The organism is Lactobacillus intestinalis (assembly GCF_024397795.1).
In the GTDB taxonomy this organism is placed as follows: Bacteria; Bacillota; Bacilli; order Lactobacillales; family Lactobacillaceae; genus Lactobacillus; species Lactobacillus intestinalis.
Genome location: NZ_CP072985.1, coordinates 266213 through 291719, shown reverse-complemented (window position 1 = coordinate 291719; position 25507 = coordinate 266213). Strand labels below are relative to the sequence as shown.

General features: G+C 34.3%; 22 protein-coding genes, 2 pseudogenes and 1 other annotated feature. Of the genes and pseudogenes, 9 read left to right on the top strand and 15 right to left on the bottom strand.

The genetic code is table 11. The features are described 5' to 3' along the window. The first annotated feature begins 71 nt into the window (after nt 1–71). The gene (locus tag KBW87_RS09460; protein ID WP_255807355.1) at nt 72–770 is read left to right on the top strand and encodes a restriction endonuclease subunit S; all 699 of its coding nucleotides are present in this window, start codon (nt 72–74) and stop codon (nt 768–770) included. 6 nt (nt 771–776) lie between these two features. Then, a complete protein-coding gene (locus KBW87_RS09455) occupies nt 777–3365 on the top strand; it encodes a P-loop NTPase fold protein (RefSeq protein ID WP_057810420.1) in 2589 nt (862 codons plus the stop codon). A gap of 74 nt (nt 3366–3439) precedes the next feature. Here the strand turns inward: KBW87_RS09455 and KBW87_RS09450 are convergent, their stop codons facing one another. Both KBW87_RS09450 and KBW87_RS09700 read right to left on the bottom strand, forming a co-directional pair. Then, nucleotides 3440–3568, bottom strand: a complete 129-nt coding sequence (locus tag KBW87_RS09450; RefSeq protein WP_255807354.1) for a hypothetical protein — start codon at nt 3566–3568, stop codon at nt 3440–3442. Beyond that, nucleotides 3552–3671 (bottom strand): annotated as a pseudogene (locus KBW87_RS09700) (histidine phosphatase family protein); the annotation flags it as partial. The gene KBW87_RS09450 and the pseudogene KBW87_RS09700, both read right to left, overlap by 17 nt. Nucleotides 3672–3889: 218 nt before the next feature. Here KBW87_RS09700 and KBW87_RS09445 point away from each other — a divergent pair. Further along, nucleotides 3890–4411, top strand: a pseudogene (locus KBW87_RS09445) (PEP/pyruvate-binding domain-containing protein); the annotation flags it as partial. A gap of 154 nt (nt 4412–4565) precedes the next feature. Here KBW87_RS09445 and KBW87_RS09440 read toward each other — a convergent pair. Beyond that, entirely contained in the window at nt 4566–5483 is a 918-nt protein-coding gene (locus KBW87_RS09440) for a prenyltransferase (RefSeq protein ID WP_057810416.1), read from the bottom strand. Between the two features lie 152 nt (nt 5484–5635). On the opposite strand from KBW87_RS09440, the gene KBW87_RS09435 reads away from it, so the two are divergent. Then, nucleotides 5636–6550, top strand: a complete 915-nt coding sequence (locus tag KBW87_RS09435; protein WP_057810413.1) for a M48 family metallopeptidase — start codon at nt 5636–5638, stop codon at nt 6548–6550. An 89-nt stretch (nt 6551–6639) separates the two neighbouring features. Then, nucleotides 6640–6936: a hypothetical protein gene (locus KBW87_RS09430; RefSeq protein WP_057810411.1), complete on the top strand. Its 297-nt coding sequence runs from the start codon at nt 6640–6642 to the stop codon at nt 6934–6936. A 63-nt stretch (nt 6937–6999) separates the two neighbouring features. Here the strand turns inward: KBW87_RS09430 and KBW87_RS09425 are convergent, their stop codons facing one another. From KBW87_RS09425 to KBW87_RS09695, 3 genes are all read right to left on the bottom strand, one after another. After that, entirely contained in the window at nt 7000–8931 is a 1932-nt protein-coding gene (locus KBW87_RS09425) for an SLAP domain-containing protein (RefSeq protein WP_057810409.1), read from the bottom strand. A gap of 159 nt (nt 8932–9090) precedes the next feature. After that, nucleotides 9091–9879 carry a DUF1828 domain-containing protein gene (locus KBW87_RS09420; protein ID WP_157055143.1) on the bottom strand — a complete coding sequence of 263 codons (789 nt, stop codon included), beginning with the start codon at nt 9877–9879 and terminating at the stop codon, nt 9091–9093. Continuing rightward, nucleotides 9866–10045: a hypothetical protein gene (locus tag KBW87_RS09695; protein WP_420896554.1), complete on the bottom strand. Its 180-nt coding sequence runs from the start codon at nt 10043–10045 to the stop codon at nt 9866–9868. Before KBW87_RS09695 ends, KBW87_RS09420 begins: the two co-directional genes overlap by 14 nt. Nucleotides 10046–10253: 208 nt before the next feature. Between KBW87_RS09695 and dhaK the strand changes: the two genes are divergently transcribed. Genes dhaK through dhaM form a run of 3 tightly spaced genes read left to right on the top strand, consistent with a single transcriptional unit; the run spans nt 10254 to nt 12217 of the window. Then, a complete protein-coding gene (gene dhaK / locus KBW87_RS09415) occupies nt 10254–11249 on the top strand; it encodes a dihydroxyacetone kinase subunit DhaK (protein ID WP_057810405.1) in 996 nt (331 codons plus the stop codon). 12 nt (nt 11250–11261) lie between these two features. Next, on the top strand, nt 11262–11846 hold the full coding sequence (gene dhaL, locus KBW87_RS09410) for a dihydroxyacetone kinase subunit DhaL (protein WP_057810403.1): 585 nt from the start codon (nt 11262–11264) through the stop codon (nt 11844–11846). Further along, entirely contained in the window at nt 11843–12217 is a 375-nt protein-coding gene (dhaM, locus tag KBW87_RS09405) for a dihydroxyacetone kinase phosphoryl donor subunit DhaM (protein ID WP_057810400.1), read from the top strand. Before dhaL ends, dhaM begins: the two co-directional genes overlap by 4 nt. Before the next feature lie 148 nt (nt 12218–12365). Here the strand turns inward: dhaM and KBW87_RS09400 are convergent, their stop codons facing one another. The 8 genes from KBW87_RS09400 to KBW87_RS09365 form a co-directional block, all read right to left on the bottom strand. Beyond that, on the bottom strand, nt 12366–13001 hold the full coding sequence (locus KBW87_RS09400) for a Fic/DOC family protein (RefSeq protein WP_057810487.1): 636 nt from the start codon (nt 12999–13001) through the stop codon (nt 12366–12368). Continuing rightward, entirely contained in the window at nt 12976–13413 is a 438-nt protein-coding gene (locus KBW87_RS09395) for a hypothetical protein (protein ID WP_057810398.1), read from the bottom strand. Before KBW87_RS09395 ends, KBW87_RS09400 begins: the two co-directional genes overlap by 26 nt. Nucleotides 13414–13459: 46 nt before the next feature. Continuing rightward, complete coding sequence (locus KBW87_RS09390; RefSeq protein ID WP_057810396.1) at nt 13460–13954, bottom strand: P-loop NTPase family protein; 495 nt, start codon at nt 13952–13954, stop codon at nt 13460–13462. A 67-nt stretch (nt 13955–14021) separates the two neighbouring features. After that, nucleotides 14022–14903, bottom strand: coding sequence for a PPK2 family polyphosphate kinase (locus tag KBW87_RS09385; protein WP_057810394.1), 882 nt, complete (start codon nt 14901–14903; stop codon nt 14022–14024). A gap of 240 nt (nt 14904–15143) precedes the next feature. Next, entirely contained in the window at nt 15144–16766 is a 1623-nt protein-coding gene (locus KBW87_RS09380) for a peptide ABC transporter substrate-binding protein (RefSeq protein WP_057810392.1), read from the bottom strand. Nucleotides 16767–16833: 67 nt separating this feature from the next. Further along, nucleotides 16834–17078 (bottom strand) — a binding site (T-box leader). A gap of 177 nt (nt 17079–17255) precedes the next feature. Next, nucleotides 17256–17867, bottom strand: a complete 612-nt coding sequence (locus KBW87_RS09375; protein ID WP_057810390.1) for a tyrosine-type recombinase/integrase — start codon at nt 17865–17867, stop codon at nt 17256–17258. Between the two features lie 353 nt (nt 17868–18220). Next, on the bottom strand, nt 18221–21142 hold the full coding sequence (locus KBW87_RS09370) for a Rib/alpha-like domain-containing protein (protein WP_255807351.1): 2922 nt from the start codon (nt 21140–21142) through the stop codon (nt 18221–18223). A gap of 138 nt (nt 21143–21280) precedes the next feature. After that, nucleotides 21281–23611, bottom strand: a complete 2331-nt coding sequence (locus KBW87_RS09365; protein ID WP_057811298.1) for a pectate lyase-like adhesive domain-containing protein — start codon at nt 23609–23611, stop codon at nt 21281–21283. 211 nt (nt 23612–23822) lie between these two features. On the opposite strand from KBW87_RS09365, the gene KBW87_RS09360 reads away from it, so the two are divergent. Then, the gene (locus tag KBW87_RS09360) at nt 23823–24281 is read left to right on the top strand and encodes a hypothetical protein (protein WP_057811300.1); all 459 of its coding nucleotides are present in this window, start codon (nt 23823–23825) and stop codon (nt 24279–24281) included. 172 nt (nt 24282–24453) lie between these two features. On the opposite strand, the gene KBW87_RS09355 is transcribed toward KBW87_RS09360, so the two are convergent. After that, nucleotides 24454–25377 (bottom strand): SLAP domain-containing protein, encoded by a 924-nt coding sequence (locus KBW87_RS09355; RefSeq protein ID WP_083478886.1) that lies wholly within the window; start codon nt 25375–25377, stop codon nt 24454–24456. Nucleotides 25378–25507 lie beyond the last annotated feature (130 nt).

Here is a 25507-nt window from a genome sequence, read left to right as displayed (position 1 = left end):
TCGCTTTGCTTCACAAAGTCGAATCTTCTACTCAACAATACGCAAAACTTCAGACTTTGCTGAAGTCGAAGGTGTTAGATTTAGCTATGCGCGGAAAATTGGTTGAGCAAGATCCAATCGATGAGCCAGCAAGTGTATTGCTTGAGAAGATTAAGGCTGAGAAGGAACAGTTGATTAAAGAGAAGAAGATCAAAAGGAGTAAACCACTTCCGCCGATTACTGATGAAGAGAAACCATTTGAAATTCCTGATAGTTGGGAATGGGTTAGATTGGGGGAAGTGTTGACTATTTTACGAGGAGGCTCTCCGCGTCCAATTAAAAAATATTTAACTGATTCTCCGAATAGCATAAATTGGATAAAAATTGGCGATAGTACTGTTAATAGTAAATATATTGATCATGCAGCGGAAAAAATAATTCCTGAAGGGCTTGATAAAACACGAGAAGTACATAAGGGCGATTTCTTATTATCAAATTCTATGAGTTTTGGGAGACCATATATTTTAAAAATAGATGGGGCCGTCCATGATGGTTGGTTAATTTTATCTGATTATGATAAATTGTTTGATAAAAACTATCTTTACTATCTCTTATCTTCTAATTTTGTTAATTTTCAATTTAAATCTTTAGCAACAGGGTCTACAGTTAAAAATTTAAATAGAGATAGGGTTGCTCATACTATAGCATTAGTTCCCCCACTTTTAGAGCAAAAGCGTATTATTAAAAAGATAAATTATCTACTTACTAAGTTAAATATTAAATTATATTAGGAGATGTTGAGTATAAATAAATTTAGAGAGTTTATTAAAGTTGGTTATTCTATTATTCGAGAATTATGTAAAAAGGTTATTTCTCCTTATATATTTACTTTTATAGTCATTAGCATTTGGATAATTCAGTTAGTTTATGCTGAAGGCTGGATAAATCAAACAATTGGAAATTTTTCTAACTTTGGGAACTTTACTATTATCTTATTTATTATTTTAATAATAGATTATATTTATAACAGTCATATCGCATCATTTAGAGGCATTCCTGAAATAACTCCGTGGGATTTAATTCTTTTTAGTTTTTTGAGTATATCCTTGGTAACATTAGGGATTTTTACAATTCGAAAGTTGTTATTTATTAATTGTATAATTTACATAATTATTTTCATAATATCTTTGATATTAATGTTTTGTCGAATTTTCAAAATAACTAAAGCAAGAATAGTACATGCAAATCAAAAACAAAAGAGCACATTATATGAGCTTAAAGATTTAGAGGATCCTATTCCATGGAAAAAAGCTGATGGCCTAATTCTAATAAATGAAAAAGCAAGCACTTACGACTTATTAGATAGAAAAAATGTAGAATTATTGTTAAAGAATACAATATCAAAATATTCTGTTGCTCATTCTACAGTAGTTGGACTCATTGGTGAGTGGGGAGCAGGTAAAACTACGCTTTTGAATCTGGTTAAAAAGGATCTTAAGAAAGAAGATTTTGTTTTTGCTAATCAAGATTTTGATGTATGGCTTTTTGGCTCACAAGAAGCTTTAATTAAGGGATTATATGATTTTATTCTCAACGGATTAGGAATAAGATACAATTCGATAGTTAATGATAAATTCTTAGAGAGTATTGCGCATGTGGTTGCTGGAATTCCAAAAGCTGGAAATCTACTCTCTTCTCTTTTGACAGATAGATCATATAAAGATGTAATGACCTTAAAAGAAAAGTTATCTAAGTATATCCAAAGTTCAAATAAGCATTATGTGATTTGTATAGAAAATTTAGACAGGGCTAGTGATAAGCAGGTTATATTACTTCTAAAGTTAATTAGTACAGTTTTTGATCTACCTAATGTTACTTATGTTTTATTATATTCTGAAAGCCGAATGAATCAGATTCTTAAAGAAAATAATGATATAAATCAATCATATTTAGATAAAGTTGTAAATTTCGAAGTTAAAATGCCTTTAGAATTCAATCGAAAAAAATGTATAGTATGGCTTCGGAATGTATTACTTTCTTATGGAGTATCACAACAAGACTTAAAACAATATGATTTTGTATTGAATTTTATTGCTTATGATTTAAAAGATATTCGTGATTTGAAGAGAATTATAAACTCTGTATTTTCTTTTATGATAATTTCGGATACTTTAAGACTTAACTTGCCACAATTATTAGCTATCCAATACATATATTATTCTAATAGTGAACTTTATGAAGAAATAAAAACACATCAGGAAATGTTTGTTTTTGAAGATACTTATGGCCCTTATAGTAAAAAAGAACTGAATGATGAAGAAAATAAGTATTTCACAAATCTGGATAAAAAATATAGTAATTATGTCAGCCTTTTGATGAATTTGTTTCCAAAATTCAAAAAACATAATTCGTGCATAATGAATTACAATGAAACTGAAAATAGTTTAAAAAATGTTTCTATTAGTACTCAACGTTATTTTAAGGCCTATTTTTATTTGACTGAAAATAGTTATGTGGATATTAATTATAGAGTTCGCCACTTTGTTGAAGATATTAATAGTGGTAAAGATATTAACCTTGTATGGTCAAATTTTTTAGATAAAAGAGATCATCAATCTGAAGATTTATTAACAGAATTGTATTTGTTTTTAAAAGTTGATGACATACCTAGTTATCAAGATAGGGCAACACTATCTGAAGTATTGTTCAATTCTCTAGTAGATAAAAATAATCAGCTAACTTTGGATAACTTACAAATTACATATATTATTGGTAAGTTGATTGGTGAAGTAGATGAAGATCAATTCCTAAAGTTTGAAAATATGATTTGTCATCATTATGAAGCATTAGAAATTGTTAGACTAATAACTGAATTGCTTGAAGAAACTTGGGGAGGAATATCTAAAAATTTGAGCAGAAATCGACATGAAATGTCAAAGATTTATGATAAAATGAGAAAAGAAATTTTTGATAAAAAAATTAATCTATTTCAGGATAAATATTATTCTTGGAGAAATGCGACTGGAATGTATGATTATTTTAATGAAAATAATATTCCAGCAAGTAAGTATTTAAATAAAATTGCATCGAAAGATAATGTATATAGAATTTTGTTTGATTGCATAATAATAGGTTATAATGGTAAAGGGAAAGAAACATATCGTTTTGATATGAATAATCTGAGAAAATATATTGACTTTGATAATGTACCGCGATTGAAAGAAACTTTAAATGGTATTTCTGAAAATAATACTAATAATACTGATCGCAAAAAAGTGCAAGAAGTTCTTTTAATTGCTGCTCAACAAGAAAAAAGTAATCAGAGTGAGAAATCAAAATTAACAACTCATTATGATGATAATCCTATTAGTCCAAATAAGTTATAAGAATAAAACCCCATCGAAGTGAACAAAATTTACCTCGATGGGGTTTTTATTTTGCTATGAAAAGGGAATACATTTCAACAATAATATATTCCTACCTTAACATACAAAACCGAGCTCTTCATCAAGGGATGCGCTACAACATCTCCAGAAGGATTAATATATTTATCAAACTGAAGCACGTCATCATCGGCCTTCATAATCATAGTAGTTCTTCTCCTTTAAGGCCTTCATTCGCGTGTAAGGCATCTGATGATTGGTAATAATTTCCTGAATATCACAGGCGCGCTCTTGCGTAGAACAAAAAGAATAAAATTTTTATAGCTTGTGAAATACTTATCTATACTAATATTGCATTATTGCCTATATATCAATTAAATAAATACAATTTATGCTAGACCAATTTTGTGCAAAACTATTGACTTCATTCAAAATTCCAGCGAAAATGACCGTGAGATGACTTGCTTGTGTTGTAGAAAGATGTGGTCAAATGGAAAAAGCAGATAAGTATTTAACTCAAAAGCATCATAACGTATGATAATACAGCGCGCGATAATGCTTTAGTTCTTTGGTTTGACGAGTTGCGTCGCCAGGATGGTGATTTAGTTGGAGGGAAATCTTCTTCATTAGGAGAACTTACTTCTCAAACTCATGTCCCAGTTCCTTATGGGTATGCCACTACTTCTGAAGCATATCGTTATTTTATGAGAGAGACTGGCTGTAATGAAAAAGTCAATGAACTACTTAAGGAACTGAAAGATGTAGAAAATTCAGACGAATTGCACGCAGTTTGTTCAAAAATCAGAAAAGTGATTGTAGAAGCACCTATGCCAGAGACCTTAGCCTACATTATTGGAAAATCTTACGATGACTTGGCTGCCATGTCCAATCAAAACGAGCCTTATGTGGCTGTACGTTCAAGTGCAACGGCAGAAGACTTACCAAATGCGAGTTTTGCGGGTGAGCAAGATACATACTTAAACGTTCATGGCAGAGATAATGTCATTAAGAAGGTGCAAGAATGTTATGCGTCACTTTTTACTGATCGCGTTGTGAATGAACTCGCTAATGGAATTCGTAAAGTGGTCAGCGCCATGGCTCCTCGTCGTCCAGTGATTTTACGTTTTTCTGACTTTAAATCTGGCGAATACCATAATTTAAAGGGTGGCGAAAAATATGAACCTACTGAACCAGCGGACTTATTTAGTATCCAAAAATTGCAACTAAGGTAAAAAGAGCAATATAAATGGTGAAATAAAGGGATTCATTTTTGATGAATAAAAGATAGGTCTTTTGTTTATCGAGGTTGTTAAAAAAGACTTGCAGATTTTTCCAAAGAAACGGAGTTAAGAGGACGATTAAAGCAACAATCCAATTAATTTGCTGGAAAATTAATAGAAAGATAGGGGTGAGGAATCCTAAAATAGTCAAAATTTTAAGTAATTTAATTGATCTGTCTTTTCCTAAATAGCTTGCCAAAGTTCGGCGCCCATTAATAAGGTCTTCACGTAAATCACAGGTATTGTTGGCGAGCTGTGTAGCAAAAAACAAAAAGGTAATCGGAAGGCATTTCAGGAAAGTAGTAAGCAGAACTTTCCAAGTAAATGGCGCATAATTGTAACTTCCGATGTAGACTCCAACTTCGATAATAAAGATCGAGATCATAACCGATACAATCAATTCACAAAATCCAGTGGCATTGAAAGGCTTGGGACCTGCTGTATAAAATATTCCGAAAAAGTAGCCGATAATTCCCAATAAAAGGACTTGCCAACCAGTGCGCATTACCAGAAAAATTCCCGGAATTGCCGATAAAATGTACATTGTGATCATCAATTTTTTAACTGCAGGAAGGGAAAGATGCATTCGACCAATTGTGTTAGTGACGGTTAGGAAATGTTCATCTTTTCCATTTTTGTAGTCAAAATAGTCATCCGCAATATTAACGGCTAAATCAAATAAAAAGACGTCAATGAAGCAGAGTACGATATTAATTAAATCAACATAGTGAAAATTTTGATAAGTGATGGCTCCGGCAAAAATGAACCAAATTAGGTTGAGTGGGGCAATGAAAATTTCCGATAGATTGTAGAATGCTTCCCAAGTGATTGTTTTATTCATAATATTCTCCAATTATATAATTATTAATTCGCTTTCATTTTAATACTTTAGATAGAGAAGATCTAGGGAAATATTTTGTTTATATAATCTTGAAATAACTTTTTTGGTAAAATAAAAGTGAGAGTAAGAATGAAAAGAGGATATAAGAAAGAATGCTTTATAAGCAAATAAGCCAAAATAAGCGCAACACCGTCATTATTATGGTGCTTTTTGGTATTTTAATGTTGGCCATTAGTGCGCTGTTTGCTAATTTTTTAACGATATGGGCTGGTGTGATTTTCTTTATTATTGCGATTGGATATGTCCTTTATACATATTTCGATGCAACTGAGCACCTGATGAAGGTGACGGGTGGCGTGCAACTCAATAAAGAAAGTGCACCTGAAATTTACGAAATGGTGGAGGAGCTGTGTTTGGCAGCAGGGATGCCGATGCCAAAACTTTATGTTGTGCCTGATTCTGATCCCAATGCTTTTGCCACTGGACGTAATCCTGAGCATGCAAGTTTGGCCTTAACTCAAGGATTGCTTGAAATAATGAATAAGCAAGAAGTTCAAGGAGTGATTGGGCATGAGCTGTCTCATATTCGGAACTATGATACTCGCGTAACCGTCATTGCTAGTGCGATTGTAAATTTGATTTATGGGACAGGAATCGGATTGACTGTGCTAGCTTATGGAATGATCACGAGCAAGTCAAAAGGAATTATTGCTCTCATTATCAAACTGTTTTGTTGTTTATTAGGATTTATCGGCTTAATTATTATTGTCTTTGGAATTCCAATTTCAAAGTTGCTATTTTTATTAGTATCGCGCCAACGTGAATACTTAGCCGATGTTGGGAGCGTTGATTTGACTCGGGAACCATCAGGGATTATTTCTGCTTTACAAAAACTAGAAGATTTAGAAAATCAAGATCTGCTTCAATCACCTGATAAAAACAATTTGATGCTTAATAGCCTGTCATTTAATTTACCCCATGTTCACTCATGGTGGCTAAGATTAATGTCAGATCATCCACCATTAGATAAACGAATTGAACGCCTGAAAAATAGCGATAAAGTTTAATTAATCGATTAGTTAGCATAAGCATGGTATGATGAAAGTGAAAGCTCATACTCTAGTGATGTAAAACGAAAAAAGAAAGGAAAATAAAAATGACTGATGAAGAGATTCTTCAAGAAATTGAAAAACGTGTCAAAGAATCTGAAAATTGGAATATTTATCATCACTTAACTGATAAGTTGGGGCATCCCGCACTGATGCTTCAAGAAAATTGCCCACGCGGCGATCATCAAGGGGTAAACATCGATATCTTTAATGGGAACGCCTATGTATTTTTGGATAATGGCACTCCAGCAGAACCTGGCAGAACATTTTCTGTTCAAAGACAACGCGATATCCCAGCTTTAAAAGATTTATTAGATATTGTTGCTCCATACATTAGACAATAAAAATTAATGCATACTAAAAGCGTCAAGGTCATTTTGATCTTGGCGCTTTTGATGTATCTAAATTTATTTTTCCGTTTCAAAATCACTCACATCAAGAATGCGATTCTTTTTGCCTTGTTGTCTAAGCATGAAGACAGAAACTTTGCTGCTGTTCCAGCGGTAAGTAGGGTAGTAGCCGTCTTTATGAGCCCAGTGTTGGTAAATAGCAACGCTATCCTTTGCAATACCACTAGAGTAGAAACTATTAGCGTAGTAATTATTCATTACTTGCAAGATTTGATTAGCTTCATTGAAAGTGATGTCTTTAATATTTTTGACTTTAACTTTAGCACCGTTCAAATCTGCCTTGTCTTGCTTAAGTTGCCAAAGAAGCTCTTTAACTTCTGAGACAGTAGTCTTGTCTGACTTCATAGCTTTTTCTGCATCGGAGACAACACCATCGTAGTTAGCACGGAGGAAGTAAGAGGATAACTTGTACTTATCACTTTCACGAACACTTGGAGCTTCATCGATGTATTCTTTCAATTGATCCTTTTGATTAGTAGATGCGAGAGCAGAATCAGCTTTAGCTTCTTCTGGGGTATTTTGTGGAGTTAGTTTAATGCCGTAAACATTCACATCATCGGCTTTAACAAAGCTATTACCAATGTCTTCATAGCCTTTTGAAGCAAAGAAAGCAATTCGGTTTTGCAAGTGATAGAAGAGTTCAGCCTTGTTGGTTTTTGCATTCCATAAATACCACATACCATCAATATTATATATATCTTGTGAATTACTTGCATCCTCACTGGTGCTAATCTTGGAACCAGGTAAAGTTTCTTGTTGGGCATTAATATTATAAACGGGCGTTTCCGTATGGCTCTTAAAGTCAAAGTACGACTTAGTTAGATTTTCATAATCGTGCGTGCGCAGGTTAAAGCGAATCTGAAAGTTACTAGTAGGATCATCCTGTGGGTATTCGCTAGCGTCGCCCCACCAGAGATAGCGGTAATTTTTGCCAACTTTTACTCTAGCGTAAAGTTCGGCATTATCGCCTTGACCCTTAACTACAAAGAGGTTAGTTTTGAGTTTTTTACCGGCGCGAGCAACTTCGTCAATTGGTTGGAGCTCACTATTACGATAAGAAAGGTCATTGCGGGGTACAATATAAGTCGATCCTGTCTTATAAACGTAGTTGCTGTCAACTTGGCCAACATTGTAGGCATTGATATAGCGGCCACCACCAACTGCATAATAAGTCTTACCTTTAATCTTATATTGATCTAGTTGATAAAACTTATTGCCACTTCCCTTATAGAAAGTATAAGTGGCATTTTTTTGGGCTGCTTTTATTTTGCCAGCATAGTTGATGATTGAGTTCTTTATTAGTTTTGAACCCTTAATGCGTTGCCCTTTGCGATTATATAAGTAACTATTGTAGTTTAAACGAAGAATGCCCTTACCATTTAACTTACTGATATCGTTGCTTTTAACATATCGACCATTTCCAATATTATAAAAAGTTTCTGGCCGAGTTCCATAAAGTGAACCAAGGTATTGGAATTGGGTATTCTTAGGGATGTAGGCTTTTTTTCCGTTAAAAGTCTTCAGACGTTTACCGTTTTTATCATAAATGTAGCTGTTGAATCTAATGCCAAGTTTGCCATCCTTTGTAACCGATCCAACATTATTAGTCTTAACATAGCCACCTTTACCTAGAGAAGAGTAAGACACTCCATTAATAATTCGAATTGGTGGAAGATTTTCAATTAGACTGTAACGCTGATTAATAGAAATACTACCATAAGTTTTAATGGGTTGATTTTTCTTAACTTTATATGGTTCCTTCAGCGCTTTTCCCTTACGATTATAGACTGTGATGTAATCATCGTAATAAGGAGCAGCTACCGTAATTGTGTTTTGACTTGCTGAAACTGTTTGAGTTTTGCCCGCTCCTAAAAGAGAAAGTGCTAATAAAGCACTCGAAGTTAGTAAAATAGGTTTATTAATTTTCATGATTTAACCCTCCTAGGGCTTATTATACTATGCTTGAGCAGTTTTAGTGATATCAGAAAAGTTACAAAAATCTATAAAAGTTTGTGAAATTTTTTAGTCTCCGGCCTGTGTACGAAGTTGCCTCAAGGTTGGTGTAGAGGGATTGTTAGTTTGTGAAAATTAAGCCTTTAGTTGATCTAATACTTCATTACGTTTACTGTAAAGAACAGTAGTGATGTTATTTTCTTTAAACATTTGTTGTATCTCTGGTCGAATAATCTTAGGTGTTTTTGTATTTTCTTTATTTGTGTCATTTAAAAAGACATAATATTCTGAATTTTGGCGAATTTCTCTAGTTTGCAAAATATCAGTAAGAGCAACTTTGGCAAACATACTATTATTTGGGCTACTAAGAGTTTTAATTAAACGTGTTGGGATTTTTTTATATCCAGAGATAAGAAAGTCAAAATTAAAAGTCATTCTACTTGCACCAGAAAATGATACATCAGGTGTAGCACGAATTTGATTTTCTTCTAAAAAATTTCCCACATCTTCTATAAAAAGAGACTTTGTATTATTTTTGGATAACATGAACATGTCATTTACAGATAACATAGCCTGTAAAAGTCTGTTTTTTGCATCAGGAAATTTGGAAAGAGGGACAGTAATTGTTAGTTCATCATTTTCGTTTTTTATACCAAATGTCATTAACTTCTGATTAAATATCCGCTTTCGATTAACGGACTTGGAAATGTAAACACCTAAAGATTCTAAATTATCTATTGTCCATCCATCATCTGTGAGAGTAATAGTATTATTAGAGTTCTCAATGGCATACATTGTCACTTCATCTGAAAAGCTATCAAGGAAAGGTACATCAATTCGAACAATTTTTGAGTTTAAATTTTTAAAAGAGGATTTAGCTTTGTACCACTCTAAGTATTGCTTTTGTAAATCAAATGCCTTCATTGTTAACACTTCCTTTAAAACTGATATGCACATAATTTATAAATTTATTGAGAGCATCATTTAGATTATCGTGTTCATCAAACGGAAAATCAGTTAGGGGATATGCATACGCTTCTACGTTTTGACCATTAAATCTATAAAGATGAATATGATTTCCGTTATTAATGTTAGAACTTCATCACTAGAAAATTTATCCAAATTCATTGTCTTAACTGTTTTCCTTTTCTACATGTTAGTATATATAATTTATTATTTTATACTACTTATATCACTTATCAATAATTTACCTAGAAATTTCTCCAATAAGCTAAACTTAATCCTCCTAGTAGGTTACAATTAATGTGTAACCGATTTCAAATAAGGAGAGATAAACAATGAAAAAGATCATTAATAATCCTCATGATGTCGTTGCAGAAATGGTTTCTGGAATGACACGTTCTTATCCGCAATTCATTGAAAAGATTCCTGACACTGAAGCTGTGGTTCGCTCCAATAAGGAATCAATGAAAGGGAAGGTCGGCATCGTCAGCGGTGGTGGCTCTGGTCACGAACCAACCCATGCAGGTTATGTTGGCAAAGGGATGCTTAGTGCGGCTGTGTGCGGTCAAGTCTTTACTTCACCCACTCCCGATCAGATTTATGCAGCAATTAAAGCCGTCAATCAAGGCCAAGGCGTATATTTAGTCGTCAAAAATTACTCTGGTGACGTGATGAATTTTGATATGGCGAAGGATTTAGCCGATATGGATGACATTCCAGTAAAAACTATCGTAGTGGACGATGATATTGCCGTTGAAAATAGTTTGTATACTCAAGGACGCCGTGGTGTTGCAGGGACTTTATTTATGCATAAAGTCTTAGGTGCTGCTGCTCAACAAGGGGCTAGCTTAGATGAAATCGATGCTTTGGCTAAGAAGGTTTTGCCTAATATCAAAACGATCGCTGTAGCTCTCTCGGCTGCAACCAATCCCGAAGTAGGGAAACCAGGTTTTACGTTAAAAGAGGACGAGATTGAATATGGTGTTGGAATTCATAGTGAGCCAGGATATCGTCGCGAAAAGATTAAGCCGTCAAAAGACCTCGTTGAAGAGCTCGTGGGTAAATTAAACGATGAAATGCATTTAGATGGCAATAAAAAGTATGCCTGCCTTGTTAACGGAATGGGTGCTACACCTTTGATGGAGCAATTTATTTTTGCTAACGATGTACTTAATAAGCTCGAAGAATTCAACATCAAGCCAAGCTTTATGAAGGTTGGTAATTACATGACGTCCCTGGACATGGCCGGAATTTCGCTTACTTTATTCGAAATTAAAGATAATAAGTGGCTTGACTATTTGAATTTCCCAGTTGAGACGATTGCGTGGTAGAAAGGAATAAAGATGACATTAACTGTTGATACTTTAACAAGTTGGATGAACAACTTTGCTAATAAGATTGAAGAAAATGCACAACACTTAAGTGATTTGGATACGCCAATTGGAGATGGCGATCATGGCTTCAATATGAGTCGCGGGATGAAAGCTGTTAAAGAAAAGCTTGCTACTAAACCTGTTGATGTAACGAGTGCCTTTAAAACTATTGCAATGGCATTGATTTCTACTGTTGGTGGGGCATCAGGCCCACTTTACGGGACTGCTTTTCTTGAAATGGCAAAAAAGAGTACTACTACCAATGACCTGGGTGAATTATTGGATGCTGCCCTGGCAGGCATTGAAAAGCGTGGAGGTGCTAAACCCGGAGATAAGACAATGGTTGACGTTTGGGCGAAGTTAGTACCCGATGTTAAAAACGGCACTTTAACCGAGGATAAAATTCATGAAGCTGTTGTGGCTACTAAAGACATGGTCGCTAAAAAAGGACGTGCAAGTTATTTAGGTGAACGTTCAAAAGAGCATGTTGATCCCGGTTCAGAATCAAGTGGTTATCTTTTTGAAGCCATGCTTGAAACGGAGGGGCTATTATGAGTTTAGGTATTACATTAGTTTCTCATGTGCCTGAAATTGCGGAAGGATTGCCCAAGCTTCTTAATCAAGTGGCTAAAGATGTACCGATTACTACCGCTGGAGGTACGAATGATGGCGATATTGGTACAAGCATGGAAAAGATCATGGATGCATTTGATGATAATGAAGCGGATGAAATCTTGGCATTTTATGATTTAGGAAGTGCCAAGATGAACCTTGAAATGGCTATGGAAATGACTGACAAAAAAACGGTTCATCTATACGATGCGGCTTTTGTTGAGGGTGCTTACACAGCGGCATCCTTAATTCAAGCCGGAGTAGGACTTGATGAAATTGAATCGCAACTGAAACCTTTAAAAATTAAGGACTAAAATAAAAACATCCCTCTAACTTGGATAATTTGTCCAGCTAGAGGGATGTTTTTTAGTTGTAATAATCGGGATCTGTAGGGTCAAGGGGAGCCCTAAAACATGTTTGATTAAAATTCTTGTTTTAAAAAATAAACCAGGATAGGTATACTTAATCCTTATGTGGCTCATTATCTGTTTGAATAGATTCTAATTGACCAAAGGCAGCTTTACGACTATATAAATTTTGAATACGTATCAATTTAGAAATTTTTTCAATATCTGCAGTATTTTGAGCAGCAATCATTTCATCATTTTTTCGTGGGAAGTCAATTACTTGTCCGTGATTTGCTGCTAAACATTGTAAAAATACCTTAGATGAGCGACCATTCCCTTCTCTAAAGGGATGCAGATAATTGATTTCGTCAAGGAGTTCAGCATAGTCCAGATTAGTTAAATGAGTTAATTTGCTCTTTTTCTTTAGCAATTCGTTGATATTCTGAATACCAAACTCTTGCCTATCTCCTTCCAAAAATTGATAGTTATCTTTCGATAAATTATAATCACGAATTTGGCCAGCCCAAGGATAAAGCCAACCAAACATTGCTTTATGAACAAATTGGAGTTCTTTAATCGTCTTGATCTTAGGCTTATTTTTGAGTAAGACCACTGCTCTAGCGGCACTTCCAATATATTCTATATTTTGTAATTTTTCTTTATCTCTTATATTTAGCTTATTCTTTAATGTGCCATTTGGATATAAAAACTTCTTTACATAGTATTCATTGTTCTTCTGTGTTGACATCATATTCATTTAATGCACTTTCAACGTCTTTTATAAATTCAGAATCAGGATTAACAAATTGGTTATTTAAGTATGTAATATCAGCTGCAACAGGATTCCAACCTTCTAAATGTTCAGCTTCGACTACAGCTCTAATCGTATAATAATTTTCAAGATTAGATATATTAACTCCTTGGATAGTTTGAGTATCGTCATTAATGTCGAGTATATAAGTTGAAGGCTGTAATTCTTCCAATAGTTCACTAGGTTTAATTTTCAAGCTTTCTGCAAACGCATTTAATTCTCTAATAGTCCAGAACTCAATAGGTTCTTCAGTCGCATTTACCAAGGCATCGAGAGGTATGTGACTTTTTTTAGAAATCTCTTCAATAGATATATTCGCATTATGTAAAAGTCTTAAAATAATTGTCGACATAAGTGCATCCCCTTCTAGATGAATTCTATATTTATAATATCATGTTTTACCCCTTATACTGATTTAAAAAATCACTTGCGTACTTACGATTTTTAAACTGGTATTGATTAATTTGAGGATGTTTACTTAAAGTCTCAATTATCTGTGGGCGTTTAGTCAAAGGAAATTGGCGAATATATTCCATAAATTCGGGATCCTCTTCTTGTTCAATCCACGGTAGATCAGGACGCTTTTTTCTTATTCTATCTCGTACCCCTTGTAAACATGTTTCTACATCATAGTCTAGAAAAAAGACTGTATCGCAAGCATCCAATCGTTCATCTAAAAGATATTGACTGTAGTTACCGTCTATTATCCATTGAGGTTGTTTCAAGATAGACCTAATTTGTTTATTTAACATTTTAGGTGGAATTGTTGTCTTATCTGCTTTCCAAAACAGATTATCTAAATAAAAAAGCGGCAAATCAAATTTGTTATGTAATTTTCTTGAGAAAGTACTCTTCCCGGCTCCTGGTGAGCCAATTACTAATATTCGTTTCATCTTTTCTCCTTTTAAGAGCAAAAAATTGATCTTAGATATTCTAAGGTCAATTTTTTATAGTACTAAGTTAATATTTATCTTCATCTTCTAAAAATTGCTTTGCCAAAACCAAATCTTTCTTTTGCATAGCTGTCAAAGTAGGATAAGCTAATGGCATCTTATTAACTCGTTTAGTTAAAATGTTTGACACAATTAAGCGTGAATACCATTTATCATCAGATGGGATAACATACCAAGGGTTTTCTTTAGTAGCCGTAGCATTGATGGCTTTTTGATAAACAGCTTGATACTTGTTCCAATATTGACGCTCTTTGATATCTGATGCGGATAATTTCCAATTCTTTCGTGGAGTATCAATCCGTGCTAAAAAACGTCTCTTTTGCTCAGCTTTAGAAATATGGAGGAAAAACTTGAGAATGACATATCCGTTTTGAGTCAAATAGTTTTCATAGTTTCTGATATTTGTATAGCGATTTTCAAAGAACTCTTCATTAATATCTGATAAAGAATGGATATTTGGCAAATAATCATTCAAGATGATTTGAGGATGAACGCGGGTAACCACTACATCTTCATAATAAGAGCGATTAAATACACCAATATGGCCACGTGGAGGTAATTTGCGATTTACACGCCACATATAGTCATGAAGTTTTTCCTCTTCCGTGGGTTGTTTAAAGCTAACTACATTGCAACCACTCGGACTTACTCCAGAAAGGATATGCTTAATCATACTATCTTTTCCGGAAGCATCCATCCCCTGGAGCACAATTAAAATGCTGTATTCGTGACGTGCAAACATTTTAGATTGAGCTTTCTTTAGATGTTTGACATTATCCTTAATCTGTTTCTTTATATGTTTGAGATCTTTACTAGAATCTTTTACAAAAGTTGGAGTATTTGAAATTTCAAAATTATTTTTAGTATAGCAAAACTGTTCTGTGTCCATAATAATATCTCCCTTTTATTATTACTGTAGATAAAAAACATATACTTGTCTAGAATTTGCACTTGCAAAAGACTTGAATTTATTTATTAAAACATAAAAACACATCAATATTTAAAAATATTGATGTGAAAATTATAATTAAAATATAAATTATTATTTTTTGAATTATTGTTTATTACGTTTTATATAATCTAAATATAAATCCATAATTATTTAAGCTCAAAGTCATAATTTACTTCTTTATTGAGTAACATATGTGTTACGGAAATTAAAACTACCGCTTGTAAAGCCCAGCTTATGAATATTCGGTCTTACCATCCATGCTTGTCCTTCGTGATAAAGTGGAGTTAGAGGTTGTTGACTATCAAGGACTTCTTCAGCCTTAGTTAAGTCTTCCAATCTCTTTTGAGTATTCATCTCTTTATTTGAAGCATTTATATATCTATCAAATTTCTTATTTGACCATTTACCAAAGTTGTAATTTTCACCAGTTGTCATACTACCCAACATTGAATTTGGATCAGTATAGTCTGTAATTAATCCGGTAAGATCAACATCATATTTACCATTGAGCATATTACTTACTCTGGTGGTTTTAGGCATCGATCTAACATTTACTACCATCTGTTTACCAAAGGTGCTTTCCAGCTGGCTTTGAAGATATTCCATCACCTTTTTAGACACATCGTCGTCATCTCCACCCAAAGTAAACTCCACTTTGGGCTTCTTTAATTCCTTTAACGCTTGATTAAAGAGAACTTGTGCTTCCTTCTTATTAAAATTGGTGTATTTACTAGTCGCATTAGTTTTAGCAAAATATTTATTAAAGTTTGTACTCCCAACAGTTTCTTCTGGACCAGTAAAAGTAGTAGCTACGGTATTGGCAGGGCCAACTGTTTTAGCTAAGGCTTTACGATTTAGAGCCATAGAAATAGCGCGCCGTAAATTTACATTAGCTAAATCTTTGTTATTAGTTAAACTATAAGTTAAATATTCTGTTTGATCAGCACTAAATACGCGATAGCCGGCTTGGTGCTTCAGCTGCTTTGAGGCGGACGCATCTAAATATGCACCATCTAACTTTTTAGATTGATAAAGATTGTAGTCAGTTGACGGTGTTTTTTGCACACTGTAGTTAACAGTGTTGAGCTTAACGTTTTTCTTATCCCAGTAATAATTATTCTTCTTCAATTTCCATGATAAATTAGATCCGGTCCAGCCAGTATGGATATAAGGGCCATTGTAAACCATATACTTTGAAGCAGTTCCATACTTTTTTCCATATTTCTTTGCGACTCTTTCGTTAACTGGATTCCAGTTTGAAGCGGTCATCGTTTTAAAGTATGGGACTGGATTTTTAAGGTGCACCACTAAAGTATGTTTATCTTTAGCCTCTACTCCCAGCTTGGCCGGAGAAGCTTTTCCAGCGGCCACTTCATTAGCATTTTTAACAGCTTGGTAAATATTTTGCTGCTGGGAATGCGTTTTAGGGTCTAAGGTTCTTTGCAAACTATAAACGAAATCGTCTGCTGTCACTGGATCCCCGTTAGACCATTTGGCATTTTTTCTTAAGGTAAAAGTCCAAGTTTTTCCATCTTTACTAGGGATGGATTTTTTAGCAACAGCTGGCCGAATATTCCCTTGATCATCCAATCGATTAAGTCCTTCAAATACATTGACTCCTTGCTCTCCACTGGTTGTATCAACCATTTTATTTTGATCTAAAGTTTGAATTTCAGATGTTGTCATCCATGACAATGTTTTGTCATATTTCGCCTGCGTTGACGAATTGGAACATGCTGACATTCCTACTGCTACAGCAGTTGTAGCCATACCACCGAATAATTTTACCCACTTTTTCATAAAATCTCTCCATTTCTATACTTTTAGCTTAGATAAAACAAAAACGCCCTACTAGATCTAATTGACCTAATAGGGCGTTTCTTCTACGCGGTACCACCTATATTCATCAGCAAAAAAGCTGATCTCTGCACGTGCGGCCCACTAAAAAGTGGACGATACGTCGCCGCTATATAGGGCGGCCCCTGAATATGCTAATATCGCATATTCAGCTCAAAGGTGATTTTCGCAATAAAATTTAGTTATCTTCTTTCACCAATATGAAGACTCTCTGCAAACTTCATTTTATGTTACTTTTCTTATCAAAGCTAAATGATTTACTTGTTGGAAATAATAATATCATGTTTTAATTAATAGTCAACTGTTTTTTAATTATAATTTTATATTTTTAATAAAAACCATCTTATAAAAATATTTTATGTGTTAAACATTATTTTTATATAAATAATAAAACTGAATTAACATCGTTTGAAACAAGTTATATATTTTAAATTATCCAAAATCTATTGTATCTAAAATGTGTTCCCGAGTATCTTGATCTAAACCTAAATAGGCCAAAGTCATTTCTTCAGAAGAATGATTTAGTAGTTTCATGACTAGGGCAATATTATGGTTAGTTTGTTGATAGACACGATAAGCACCTGTTTTTCGCATAGTATGGGTGCCAAGATAATTAATATTCAATTTTTCACCCACCTTGTGCATGATCATGTAATAACGTTTTTCATCAATATGTTTATCGGGATGAGTAAATGAAGGAAATAGCCATTCGCTAAAAAATACAGGATCAGTTGGATTTTCTTGCTGATACTTTTTTAGCCAGTCAAAGTAGTCTTCTAAGTCACGTTCAACTGGCTTAAGATATAAAGTATTTGGCTTTCTAGTTTTTTTATCGATAATATAAGCATTTCGTTTTACACGACCACGCTCATCATAAACGTCTGATTTTTTTAGCCGTAACACATCACTTACTCGTAAGAGGGTTGCTTTACCAACTTGAAAGATTGTGTAATTGCGTTGTCCCGTCTTAAAATCTTCTTTTAAAGATTGTTGAACTGCAGAAAGTACCCAAGAATCTTTAATCGGTTTTACAATTTGCTTCATTTCGAAAATTCCACCTTTTTCAATTAATAATTTCACTAAAGTATATCTAGTGCTATTTATTATATATCTATAATTATAACACTATTAAATTTTATCAACCACTTAAAACGTTGATATAACAAGGCTTTTAAATGCATTACCTAGTGTTATTTGTAAGAAATAGCACTAGTATTTCAAGCTGAAAACAGCAAAAATCAAGAATTGTAATTCTAGTGGCTTTAATTATTAAGTTATAAGCTTATTGCAGGAACTTGACCGTAGAATGGCGATCTCAGCATATAAAAATAACCAAGTATTTTATTGGAATACTTGGTTATTTAGTTAACATAATTTATTCTAAGTCAGCTTATAATTTACTGTTGTTTGCGTTTCCGATCTACAATCAATCCTAACAAGCCACTAATAGTTGCCATCGCAAGACCAATAGAAGCTAAATCATCATCTTTGCTTCCCGTTTGTGGTAATTCCTTCATCGAAGTAGATTGACTTTCCTTACCATTTTGTGAAGTTGATAGTGAATTACTCATGCTATTATTAGCTTTAGAAGAATTTTCTAATGATGTAATAGAAGTAAGGATTAATTTTCCTTTTAGAGAAATCGTGTAATTATAAACTTTATTTTCATTTACTTTGATAATCGAAGTAATTTCACCATTAGCATTAACTGTTACTTGATAACCGTTATTTCTAAGCCGATTAATAATTTGATCAGTACTTCTATTATTAACTGGAATGGTAATAGCTTTTGGACCGTTGTTATAATCAAAACCATTATTGCTATGGCTAATCTTGTTGCTCTCATGAGTAAAGGTATTTACACGTTTAGTGTGAGTTGAATGATTAGTGTTAGTAGGGTTTTGCTCAGTAGCCTTTGGCTTACGAGTATATGTGACCTTAACAACAGTATCGGCAGAAGTTGGTGAAACTTCAATAGTATTCAAATCGCCGTCTATATGTTTAGTGTAACCCTTTACGTTTGGAGTGGTTACTTTATCTAAGGTTCTTGTAGATGGAGTCCAATTTCCGTAAGAAATTACTTCCCCTGTAGCTGTATTAATAGTCTTATTTCTCGTAAATGTAGCAGTTTGAGTAATCTTCTTAGCCTTCTTACCAGGTTCCTTAATGATTATTGTTCTTGTTACATGTTTGAATAAATCTTTTTGGTTAGGATCATCTGGATTTGTTGGTTCAATAACTTTTGTAGTATTCGTTGGATTTTCTGGAGTATTAGGTTGTTCAGGTGTGATTGGGGTAACCGGTTGAGTCTCGTCTTTTGTAACGACAACTTTAACAGGAACTTCGTCCTTTGAGCCGTCTGGATAAGTTACAACAATAGTAGCTGATTTAGTGCCAACTGTTGAAGTATTAGGAGTATCTTTCCAAGTATACTTGGTGCCTTTTGGCAATTCATTAGTATTCTTGATACCTTCCTCTGGATTTGGAGTTTGGCCCTTCTTTACATTGACAGTTTGGCCTTCTGGTTCATACTTTTCTGAATCTGGCTTTTCAGAAGGTTGGCTGTTATCTGTGACCACAACTTTAACAGGAACTTCGTCCTTTGAGCCATCTGGATAAGTTACAACAATAGTAGCTGACTTAGTACCAACTGTTGAAGTATCAGGAGTATCTTTCCAAGTATACTTGGTGCCTTTTGGCAATTCATTAGTATTCTTGATGCCTTCCTCTGGATTTGGAGTTTGGCCCTTCTTTACGTTAACAGTTTGACCTTCTGGTTCATATTTTTCTGAATCTGGCTTTTCAGAAGGTTGGCTGTTATCTGTGACCACAACTTTAACAGGAACTTCGTCCTTTGAGCCGTCTGGATAAGTTACAACGATAGTAGCTGACTTAGTGCCAACTGTTGAAGTATCAGGAGTATCTTTCCAAGTATACTTGGTGCCTTTTGGCAATTCATTAGTATTCTTAATGCCTTCTTCTGGATTTGGAGTTTGGCCCTTCTTTACGTTAACAGTTTGACCTTCTGGTTCATACTTTTCTGAATCTGGCTTTTCAGAAGGTTGGCTGTTATCTGTGACCACAACCTTAACAGGAACTTCATCCTTTGAGCCATCTGGGTAAGTTACAACGATAGTAGCTGATTTAGTGCCAACTGTTGAAGTATTAGGAGTGGTCTTCCAAGTGTATTTAGTACCCTTTGGCAATTCATTAGTATTCTTGATACCTTCCTCTGGATTTGGAGTTTGGCCCTTCTTTACATTGACAGTTTGACCTTCTGGTTCATACTTTTCTGAATCTGGCTTTTCAGAAGGTTGGCTGTTATCGGTGACCACAACCTTAACAGGAACTTCATCCTTTGAGCCATCTGGGTAAGTTACAACGATAGTAGCTGATTTAGTGCCAACTGTTGAAGTATTAGGAGTGGTCTTCCAAGTGTACTTAGTGCCTTTTGGCATGTCATTACTATTCTTGATGCCTTCTTCAGCGTTAGGAGTTTGGCCCTTCTTTACGTTAACAGTTTGACCTTCTGGTTCATATTTTTCTGAATCTGGCTTTTCAGAAGGTTGGCTGTTATCTGTGACCACAACCTTAACAGGAACTTCGTCCTTTGAGCCGTCTGGGTAAGTTACAACAATAGTAGCTGATTTAGTGCCAACTGTTGAAGTATCAGGAGTAGTCTTCCAAGTGTATTTAGTGCCTTTTGGCATGTCATTACTATTCTTGATGCCTTCTTCAGCGTTAGGAGTTTGGCCCTTCTTTACGTTAACAGTTTGACCTTCTGGTTCATACTTCTCTGAATCTGGCTTTTCAGAAGGTTGGCTGTTATCTGTGACCACAACTTTAACAGGAACTTCGTCCTTTGAGCCATCTGGGTAAGTTACAACAATAGTAGCTGATTTAGTGCCAACTGTTGAAGTATCAGGAGTATCTTTCCAAGTATACTTGGTGCCTTTTGGCAATTCATTAGTATTCTTGATGCCTTCCTCTGGATTTGGAGTTTGGCCCTTCTTTACGTTAACAGTTTGGCCTTCAGGGGTATATTCGTCCGCTAAGCTCTTAACAATAACTTTAACGGGGACAACATCTTCTGATTTATCTGCATAAGTTACAATTACTTTACCATCAAAAGTTCCTGGCTTTGCGGTACTTGGAGTATCATTTTTATCCCAAGTGTAGGTAGAGACATTGGTTAAATCAGCCTTATTAGTAATTGCCTGCTCCGCATCAGCAGGAGTCAAAACTGCATTTTCATTTACAGTAATTGTGCCGCCTTTTGGATCATTCTTATCCGCATCAGGAATAAGATCGCTTCCCATTGCTACATTTGAAGCACTCCACCAGTTAAAGTAATTATTAAAATCAGCTGGAGTAGATAAATCACTTGGTTCATCAGAAAGAGCAACTGGAGCAAAAGTTACACTTGCCTGAGCTTCACCAAATGGAACCCCTTCAGACTAAGAATCTGGTGCGTCAGATGTGGAGCCGCCTTTATTATTATAATTTGCAGCCCAGTTCCCCATCTTATTTACTGTATTAAGATTTGTAATATTCCATTTATAGGCAGTATTTGTTGAAACTTTTCCATTAGAGTACTTTACGCCACCAACTGTAGCATAATCAAGCGGAATAGCTTCACCATCACTTGAAGCGACGTTAATCGAGTTAGTGGTACCTTCAAGACGGAATAACATCCCTTTTTGTGCGCCAGTTCTCACCATCTTAAATAATTCAGGATCGGTAATTTTAACGTAATCACTCGAACTAGTACCAAACATTACTATCATTCCCATTGGGAAGATTTCTTTTTCGCTACCTAAATAACTAGCAGAACCATCAAGTGGAGTACCACTATGACTATCCATTTGTAATGCATCTTCGAGATCCATTCTTCCGCCATTCATAGTCAAGTTCATACTAAATCCATTACTACCATTTGATCCAAAGTCAATTAATGGACTGTTAGCTTGCTTAGAATTACTATCAGTTTTACGAATAATAGTTAAATTTGCGTCTTTATCTATTTCAATAGTAGCGTGGGTATTATTATTTACAAAACTTGAATTATCTGCAGATCCTGTAGGACTCCAACCAACTACAATAGGACCCGAGTGATCTCCTGCACCGTCAGATTGAATACCGTTATTGGAATTGCCGTTATTATCTTGATAAGTGGTGATGTTAATTGAAGCGCTTGGCTTAAGGATTACATTGTCAGCTCTAAAGATAGCATTTGAAACACCATGACCCATGTTAAATTGAGCTTGAGCACCTTCGGCTAATCCTACAGTGTGGTTATCAGCACAATAGAAGATACCGCGAGTATCACGTGAATTAGTAGCATTAACAACATATTTACCAGTTGAGCCAATAATTACATCAGCCGCATTTGAAGGATTGCCTTGGACGCCAATCCCTGCTACTACACCACTGGAATTTGGCACTGCAGTGGCATTAATAGTTAAATTACCATCAATTACAGCTCCATTATTAACTAAAGTAATACTGCTGCAGCCACTTGGAAAACTATAGCTGTTAAATCCAGTTGGAGTTGAAACATTATTTGCAGTTACATTTGAATTTACTACTACATTTGCATCTTTTTCAACTGTTAAAGTGCCATTAATGTTCAAATTGTTAACATTATTGCTTTGAGAACTAGCAGCGGTTAAAATTGTATCGCTTCCAGTCTTGAAGTCAATATTGCCACCTGCATAAAGATTAGTAGCTGCATCGGATGTGCTACCACTACTATCCGCTTGAGAATTTAAGCTGATATTTTTACCAGTGACAGTAATATTTCTATTTGCGTAAACATTTCCATCATTATAGTTGTTTTGGGTAGTGACCAAATTTACATTGTCACCTATATTTACGTTATTGGCGGTAATATTAGGATCCGTAGCACTAGATGCGGGCTTTGAACTAGTATTTTGAACAGTGACATTAGCACTAGGGGCATAAACTAAGACACCATTTCCTCCGTTAGTAACATTATTAAAACTAATATTACCAGTGACACCATTGTCTAAGCTTACTGGACTCCAACCATTACTATTAGTAGAAGTGATATCTATATCTTCAAACGAAATATCCCATTGCTTATTATTGCTTTCAGTTCCACTTCCAAGATAGACATAACCACTGCCAGTGTTCCAACTAGCATTAGTACCATCACTTTGTTTACCAGAAATGGTTAATTGCCGAGCGGTTCCATTATTTAAACTAAATGTGGAGTTGCTATTATTGGTAATGTTGCCATCTAAAACGATATTATTAATATTAGTATTGTTTAAAGCATTTTGAAGTTCGGTTTCATTTGCAACATGTTCTGTTGTTTGAGAAACGTTCGCTTGTACTGCAGGCGTATTTGTAGTATTAGTAGTTGCTGCCACTTGAACTTTAGAAGCTGAAGTAGAAGTTACTTGCTGTGAGTTAGGAGTTGCAGCTTTGACTGGTGTTGAAGGTTGAAATTTTTTTTGATTACCAGTCAAAATGGCAGCTTCTTGCGCCTTGTTAGTTACTTCGGGAGTAGAAGTTTTAGGAGCTTCTTTAGGAACATTGGAAGAAGTTTTATTAGTAGAAGGTTGTGTAGCTTTTACTTCAGTATTGTTTACAACTTGAGGGGATGTAATTGTATCTGCATGAACCGATTGACTCCCCATTCCAAAAAATACTAATCCAATTAATACTGAAGCGGCTCCAATAGTTAGTTTACGAATTGAAAATCTTTGCTTCTGTTGCTCTAGCCGCTTTAATTTCTCATTTATATTTTTTCTAGATAACATAAAAACCATAACCTCCATCTATAAAAGACCATGCTATAAATTGATCTATAACACCCTTATTATTTCATTAATCGACTTTATCCTATCATCATGTGAAAGTAATTTAAAATATAATGACTCGGTAAGTTCATTGTTATCGATGATTGATCTTTTTTGCTAAACATGTAATTATTAGAAGAGATTATTTTTTAGAAAGAAGATTTAACCATTTATGTCAATAGATATTAAAAAAATTGATAACTTTTATAGAGCTGCTACTCTTTCATTTAAGAAAAAGCCTACAGAGATGACAGCCCTAGAGTTTGCATTAATCTATCAAATTAACCAAAAATATCATAGTAAAGATTTAATTCAATCTGCTGTCTCTCCAGATGATGTTATTAATGAAGAAACTCTTTTAATCATGATGGAATACATTAATTTAGTTACTGTAAAAATGAATAAAAGCATTGCTGAAAATATATTTAATAGGAATAAAGAGCTAGCAAGTTTATTGGCTAAAAATCAAGAAGATTCACTTACAATAGCCCTTCAAAAAACTAATAATATTTATGATTTAGTTAATAAATTAGCACTATTTAAAAAGAACGGCTTATTTAAAGTTGCATATGATTTTTCTAGTGAAAAATTTAGTGTTATACCTACAGAATTAACAAAAAGCTTAATTTAAGCAAAAAATATTTGAATTGTTATTTAACTATTGTTACAATATTTAGTGGAATCATTAATGATTCAGCCTTCTTATTATTAAATTTCTTTGACGATAAGTGTTTCCCACCACTTATCGTCTTTTTGTGTATCTTTACAATATTAAAAAGCATCCCTTAAAGGGATGCTTTTATTTATCTTTTAACTGGGCGAGCATAAGTAAATTTACCTTTAAGTAGTTTTTCACTCAAAGATGACCCAAGCGTCCAACGATGAACTGATTGGCTAGAGCTATCTCCACCCATTTGAATAATTTGCGTATTCAAGCCTTCATAAGGACCATCAACAATTGCCGCATGACCGTTTTGATATAAACCATTACCAGTGTTGACAATCATCACATCACCCATTCTAGCTTGAGAAGCTGGAATTTGCTTCAAATAGTGCTGGGCACCGCGCGCATCATTTTCCATATCTTTAGTAGTAAATGGCCAATTGCCTACGGGATAACCTGCACGCTTCATTGCAAGCCAAACAAATCCTGAACAATCAGTTGTACCGTTCTTGTTTGGCTTTTTCCAATTACCAAAGCCAGCATGACTGCCATAATGGAAATAACCAATCAATTTACGTGCGGACTTAATAAGTTTATTGGTGCTACGTGAATCATCTACCCAGTACATACTGGTATCATTGTTATAATTTTGAACTGTAGTATCTATAGCACCTTGATTAATACTACCATCATCGTTATATAAATTATCAACATCTGACAAGTACCAGCCATCTCCACTTACAAAGAAATCTTGCAGAGATCTTAAATTACTTGCACGCACGTACTTATTATTACCTACTTGGTAATATTGTTTACCATTAATTGTACGTGTTCCCGATGGTGTTACAGTAGTACCAGCAACATAAGTACGAGTTACATAGCGCACACCGTTTTGAGTTTTATATGCATTAGTTCGTTTTAAATTACTAGTATAGATGAAACTATTATTTTTAAAAATCATCTTGTTACTTGCAGCATCTACAGTGCGAGAAGAAATAGCTACACTGGAGAGCATCTCCACACCTACAATTAAACTTATACCAAATTTAGTAATTTTTTTCATAATCCCCTTTTTTACTCCTTCATTTTTTGACTTTTTAATAATAATCCTGTCTATAGAAATTAGTCAATAAAATTTTTGATAAAAAAAGAAGATGAATTTAAATCCATCTTCTTTACTAGAATATTTTACG

Bases quoted from the DNA above. Each gene is read 5' to 3' on its own strand.
- dhaK (WP_057810405.1), top strand. From the start codon at position 10,254: ATGAAAAAGATCATTAATAATCCTCATGATGTCGTTGCAGAAATGGTT.
- dhaL (WP_057810403.1), top strand. From the start codon at position 11,262: ATGACATTAACTGTTGATACTTTAACAAGTTGGATGAACAACTTTGCT.
- KBW87_RS09420 (WP_157055143.1), bottom strand. From the start codon at position 9,879: ATGAAGGCATTTGATTTACAAAAGCAATACTTAGAGTGGTACAAAGCT.
- KBW87_RS09400 (WP_057810487.1), bottom strand. From the start codon at position 13,001: ATGATGTCAACACAGAAGAACAATGAATACTATGTAAAGAAGTTTTTA.
- KBW87_RS09365 (WP_057811298.1), bottom strand. From the start codon at position 23,611: ATGTTATCTAGAAAAAATATAAATGAGAAATTAAAGCGGCTAGAGCAA.
- KBW87_RS09360 (WP_057811300.1), top strand. From the start codon at position 23,823: ATGTCAATAGATATTAAAAAAATTGATAACTTTTATAGAGCTGCTACT.
- KBW87_RS09385 (WP_057810394.1), bottom strand. From the start codon at position 14,903: ATGGACACAGAACAGTTTTGCTATACTAAAAATAATTTTGAAATTTCA.
- KBW87_RS09390 (WP_057810396.1), bottom strand. From the start codon at position 13,954: ATGAAACGAATATTAGTAATTGGCTCACCAGGAGCCGGGAAGAGTACT.
- KBW87_RS09380 (WP_057810392.1), bottom strand. From the start codon at position 16,766: ATGAAAAAGTGGGTAAAATTATTCGGTGGTATGGCTACAACTGCTGTA.
- KBW87_RS09355 (WP_083478886.1), bottom strand. From the start codon at position 25,377: ATGAAAAAAATTACTAAATTTGGTATAAGTTTAATTGTAGGTGTGGAG.
- KBW87_RS09435 (WP_057810413.1), top strand. From the start codon at position 5,636: ATGCTTTATAAGCAAATAAGCCAAAATAAGCGCAACACCGTCATTATT.
- KBW87_RS09425 (WP_057810409.1), bottom strand. From the start codon at position 8,931: ATGAAAATTAATAAACCTATTTTACTAACTTCGAGTGCTTTATTAGCA.
- KBW87_RS09395 (WP_057810398.1), bottom strand. From the start codon at position 13,413: ATGTCGACAATTATTTTAAGACTTTTACATAATGCGAATATATCTATT.
- KBW87_RS09450 (WP_255807354.1), bottom strand. From the start codon at position 3,568: ATGATTATGAAGGCCGATGATGACGTGCTTCAGTTTGATAAATATATT.
- KBW87_RS09440 (WP_057810416.1), bottom strand. From the start codon at position 5,483: ATGAATAAAACAATCACTTGGGAAGCATTCTACAATCTATCGGAAATT.
- KBW87_RS09370 (WP_255807351.1), bottom strand. From the start codon at position 21,142: ATGGGAAGCGATCTTATTCCTGATGCGGATAAGAATGATCCAAAAGGC.
- KBW87_RS09430 (WP_057810411.1), top strand. From the start codon at position 6,640: ATGACTGATGAAGAGATTCTTCAAGAAATTGAAAAACGTGTCAAAGAA.
- dhaM (WP_057810400.1), top strand. From the start codon at position 11,843: ATGAGTTTAGGTATTACATTAGTTTCTCATGTGCCTGAAATTGCGGAA.
- KBW87_RS09375 (WP_057810390.1), bottom strand. From the start codon at position 17,867: ATGAAGCAAATTGTAAAACCGATTAAAGATTCTTGGGTACTTTCTGCA.